The following is a 3,088-nucleotide window of genomic DNA, read 5'->3' as shown; positions in this document are numbered from 1 at the left end:
GGCAGCAGCCAGTGGGCGAATGCCGAGGCCGCCGGAGCGACGTCGAGGCCGAGGCCATGCGCGGCCAGCAGGGCCGTCAGCGCGAAGTACGGCTCGACATAATCGCCCTTGGGAAAGACGGTGATGGCGCCGTCCGGCAACGTAAAATCGGCAAACGCGGCGACGCTGGGGGCTGGCGGCGCAGATTCTGCCGCGCTTGCCGGCGCCAGGCAGCCGAGGCAGAAAACGGCGGCAAGCATCCGCGATATCGTTGGTGCAGCGTGGGCATCAGGCGCCATGGTGCGTCTCCCGCGCAGTCACGGTTGCTCCGTCTTGCGTGGTAATCACACCATGCACGATGCAGCCCGCGGCAATCGTCAGTTTCCGGCAGACCATGGTGGTGGCGGAGCCGGGTGTGCCGATGCGGCAGTCGGGGCCGACTACGATATCGTTCTGGCTGATGACCGGACCGAGCACCGAACAGCCTTGGCCAAGCACGATATCCCGGTTGGAAACCAGGCTGCCGGCGACGCAGGAGCGCTCTCCCAGGTGCAGGTCGCCGTAGGTCTTGATGCTGCCGAAGACCGTGGTCCCGGCACGTATGCGGTGGGCGCCGCGCACCACGAAGTCGCCGTCCTGGCGGATCGCGGCGGATTGCCCTGCGCTATCGTCCAGGATATGGCGCGGCCGCGGCGACGGCGCCTGGGGAGCCGGGCCGGCGGCATTGCCGCAATCGCCGAAACGCATGCTGGGCGCTCCGGCTCGTACAAAACGGCTGCCGCCGGAAAAATCGATTTCCTTGACGGCAGTGATGCGGCCGTCGATAGCGGCATTGCTGCCGACACGGATGGCGGGGGCGTCGATCCAGCGATGCACTACCGTATCCGGGCCAAGAGTGATCAGGCCCTGGGCGGAGCAGGCGCGCAGGCTGGCGCCGGCGCCAACCAGCAAGTCGGCGGCGGCAAACAGGTCGGCCTGGCTGTGGCTGCCCGGCGGCAGGCAGGCGTCGTGCAGGAAGATGACTATGCCATTCTTTTTTTGCAGTATTTCCAGGGTGGCCGCAGGGTAGCCGGCATCGACATCGGCGCTCAGCTGCCGGTGCACGACATGCAAGTTGTTGCTGACGCGGACGGTGCGGTCGGTTTGCAGCTTCTGCAATTGCGGTAAGTCGATGGCCGGCATGCGGGCGATGGTTTGCCGGAAGCTGTCGGCGAAATAACGCAGGTTGTTGATCTCGTTTCTCCTGACCGGCAGAGGGGCGACGTCGGTCGGGCGCAGCCACTCGGAGATGGCCGGAATAAACGGCAGGAACAAGATCAGCAGCACGCTGACCAAGAGCAGCGCTGGGGAAGCCATGATCAGGAAACCTCCCCATGCAATTCGACGGCGCCGCTTATCTGCACGCTGTCGAGGGGAGATATAAGGTCTTGCACCGGGTTTGCGGACAGCACCCTGAACCTTTCGGTCTTATGCCATACCAGTTCGCGCTTTTGCAGCGCATCGAGGATCTGCGCGATTGCCGCGCGCCAGATGGACACCAGGCTGACCAGGAAGCCGAATATGTTTAGCGGCAGCAGGCGGATGCGGTTGCGGTTGCCGTCCAGGTAAGTGGCCGCCGCCATTTCAAAAAATGCTGCATTGGTGCCGAATGCGCCGTAAGCCACCATGCCGCTCAAGGCCAGCCAGCCGAACAGCCATTGGTGCGAAGTCATGAAGAACTGGATGATGGTCAGGGTCCAGCCGATGGCCAGCAGCGGCGGCATGATGAAGACGCACAGCAGGAGCGCGCCGTCCGCCCTTTCGCGCAGGCTGATGCGCGGATTTTTCAGCAGGCGCATCAGGTTGTGGCTCATGACCTGGTTATGTCCGCGCGACCATCTGCTGATTTGCCTGATTCTGACCGGCCAGGTTTCGGGGACTTCCTCGTAGCATTCCGAACGGTTCTGGTATACCGTTTTCCAGCCTTGCTGCAGCAGGCGGAAAGTGACATCGGTGTCCTCGGCCAGCATGTCGCTGTTCCAGCCACCGATTTCCTCCAGCGCGCAGCGCCGTACACCGCCGACCGTGCCGCCATACTGCGGCACCAGGCCCAGGTTCATGCGCGCCGCCTGGTCGACCTGGTAGCCGCCGGCCCGTTCCAGGTCGAGCAGGCGCGTCAGCAGGTTGGCGCCGGCGTTGATGGGCACCACGCGGCCCATGATGGCGCCGACTTCGGGATCGAAAAAGGGCGCGACCAGCTGCTTGATCAGGCCGCGCGCGGGGAGATAGTCGGCATCGAAGACGATGATGATTTCAGCCTGGATTTTCTCGGTGGCGTCGCGCAAGGCAGCGGCCTTGCCGGGCCGTCCGCCGCTGCGGTGGAACGGCGTGAAGCGTCCCGGATTGGCGTCGGCGATGCGGTCGATGATGGCCCGCGTGGCGTCGCTGGAGCGGTCGTTGACGGGCATGATGACCAGCTTGTCGCGCGGGTAGTCGACTTCCAGCAGGGCATGCAGGGCATCGGCAATCACCCTTTCCTCGTTGTGGGCGGCCACGCATACCACCACAGATGGCCATGCTGCCTGTTCGATATCGAGGTAGGGCTGGCGTTGCCGTCCGAACAGGCGGTTGAGGGTGAACAGGTAGTGGCGGATCGTATAGACCACCAGCAGGACGATGATGCCGCCCAATATGGCGGTCATCAGGTCGAGTTCAATTGTGCGGGCGTCGAATTCCAGCGGCGATGAGCGCGCTTGTCCCATCAGCATCATCAGCGAAAAAAATGCGCAGCGCGCCGGCAGGTGTGGCAGCCTTCGGTGCGCAGCCGCCTTGCGAGGAGTGTGCGGCGAATAAGGCATGGTGCGGCTCCTCGAAAATGACGCCAGCGGCTAGATAGGTTGCAGCGCCGCTGCCGCGAGGTGCGCTGTCCTGGCCGGGCTGCGCTGATCCATGCCGAATTCGGCGATGGACCTTCCGCACAGCACGTTGGCGATCCGCTCCGCGGCGCGGCCGTCGCCATAAGGGTTGACGCGTTGCGTTGCCTGCTGCCAGAAGATGTCGTCGTCGCAGAGCCGCGTTACCGCGGCGACAATCCGCGCCGAATCGGTGCCGACCAGCTGCACCGTGCCGG

The 3,088-nt window shown here is 64.4% G+C and carries 3 protein-coding genes and 1 pseudogene; all 4 read right to left on the bottom strand.

Annotated features, from left to right (window positions below):
• Window positions 1–239: pseudogene (locus JWQ61_RS11245) on the bottom strand (hypothetical protein); the annotation flags it as partial.
• A 28-nt stretch (window positions 240–267) separates the two neighbouring features.
• Window positions 268–1,335, bottom strand: coding sequence for a hypothetical protein (locus JWQ61_RS11240; protein WP_304360607.1), 1,068 nt, complete (start codon window positions 1,333–1,335; stop codon window positions 268–270).
• Window positions 1,336–1,337: 2 nt separating this feature from the next.
• Window positions 1,338–2,726 (bottom strand): glycosyltransferase, encoded by a 1,389-nt coding sequence (locus JWQ61_RS11235; RefSeq protein WP_304360608.1) that lies wholly within the window; start codon window positions 2,724–2,726, stop codon window positions 1,338–1,340.
• Between the two features lie 120 nt (window positions 2,727–2,846).
• On the bottom strand, window positions 2,847–3,088 hold a 242-nt coding region (locus tag JWQ61_RS11230; protein ID WP_304360606.1), incomplete at its 5' end, for a UDP-N-acetylglucosamine 2-epimerase.

Origin of the sequence: Collimonas fungivorans (assembly GCF_028292705.1) — a bacterium.
GTDB classification, from domain to species: Bacteria; Pseudomonadota; Gammaproteobacteria; order Burkholderiales; family Burkholderiaceae_D; genus Collimonas; species Collimonas fungivorans_B.
The sequence above is the reverse complement of the archived record's forward strand: the minus strand, read 5'-3'. Positions and strand labels throughout refer to the sequence as shown.

Bases quoted from the DNA above. Each gene is read 5' to 3' on its own strand.
- JWQ61_RS11240 (WP_304360607.1), bottom strand. From the start codon at position 1,335: ATGGCTTCCCCAGCGCTGCTCTTGGTCAGCGTGCTGCTGATCTTGTTC.
- JWQ61_RS11235 (WP_304360608.1), bottom strand. From the start codon at position 2,726: ATGCTGATGGGACAAGCGCGCTCATCGCCGCTGGAATTCGACGCCCGC.